Raw genomic sequence first — 1,251 nt, 5'->3', positions numbered from 1 at the left:
AGACTCTCATCCGACTGTCCAATTTAGTATAGCCACATCACTCCCAGCCCTTCCCCTCGGATTTTACGCGCCCGCCCGCCCGCCGGGCAAGGTGCCTCGCGAGCTTGCGCTCCCGCCGCTGCCGGCGTCGCGGGGACTGCTCCGACTCGCGGGTGCGGGGAGGCAGCGCGAACCCCGACCCGAGCCAGCTGCGCAGCCGCGCCATCGCGTCGGCGCCGGCGGGCGACCACGCGCACGGGAACGAGCCCATGCGCACCTTGCACATGTGCTGCTGCTCGGCCTCCATGGCGCCCATCGACGGGCCGCCCCCGATCTCGGCGGCGTGGCGGCGCAGGTAGGCGGCGACCCCCTCGGCGCCGGACGCCGCCGTCCCGGCCCCGACCATCGCCTCGATGGCGCCGGCGCACGCATCCGCCCCCTCCGACCTCAGGACCGAGACCAGCCGCGACCCGTCGGGCGACGGCGCGCAGCGGCCCACCGCCCTGAAGACGTGGAACGGGTCGATGAAGCCGGCGACGTCGGCGAACGGCATGGAGGCGGCGCCGTTGACGTACTGCGCCTCGCCGTCGGTCCCGAGGCGCACGCGCTCGACGCGCGCCAGGTCGAAGCGCGAGCCTACCTGCGCCACGGCCCGCCCCCGGAAGTCGCCGGGCGCCTCGCCCACGCACCCCAGCCTCACGGGCTCGACCCCGCGCCCCTCCTCCTTGCCGGCGTAGGCCACCACGGCCTTCACCTCGGCCATCGACCCGTCGCGCATGCGCACCCACGTGTCGTCGGCCTCCACGAGCACCTCCTCGGCCGCGGAGTCGGCGCGGGGCGCCACCCCGTCGCGGAACAGGTCGCGCGCACGGGCCCGCTCGATCCCGGCCACGGCCTCCCCGGCCGACCTCACCGAGTCCATCACCGTCGTCGCCGACACGGGAGAGCCGCCCGCGATGGCCATCAGCTCGGCCGTGCGGGCGAACGGCACGTCGGCCCCGCAGGTGGCCAGGAACGAGCGCGCCGACGGGCTCACGCGGTCGCCGGCGGGCAGGTCCAGCTCCTCGTCGAGCGGGTAGCGGGTGAGGCCTGCGCCGTCGACGAGCACGGTGCGGCGGAAGCGGACGTCGCCGCACATCGTGGCGAGGGCGCGCGGCCTGCGCGAGTGCACGCGGAGGCCCTTCGGCCGGGACGCCGCGAGCTCGCGGTCGCGCGCCTCGAGCGCGCGGGACTGATGTGGCAACACCTTCTTGAACAAATCTACGAGAGGAT

Annotated in this window: 1 protein-coding gene; it reads right to left on the bottom strand. The window is 75.1% G+C overall.

The window, feature by feature from the left end; all coding sequences use genetic code 11:
• Nucleotides 1–37: 37 nt before the first annotated feature.
• On the bottom strand, nt 38–1,251 hold a 1,214-nt coding region (locus tag DWV48_RS09070; RefSeq protein WP_147352858.1), incomplete at its 5' end, for a UPF0236 family transposase-like protein.

Origin of the sequence: Collinsella sp. AF08-23 (genome assembly GCF_003479805.1) — a bacterium.
Classification (GTDB): Bacteria; Actinomycetota; Coriobacteriia; order Coriobacteriales; family Coriobacteriaceae; genus Collinsella.
The sequence above is the reverse complement of the archived record's forward strand: the minus strand, read 5'-3'. Positions and strand labels throughout refer to the sequence as shown.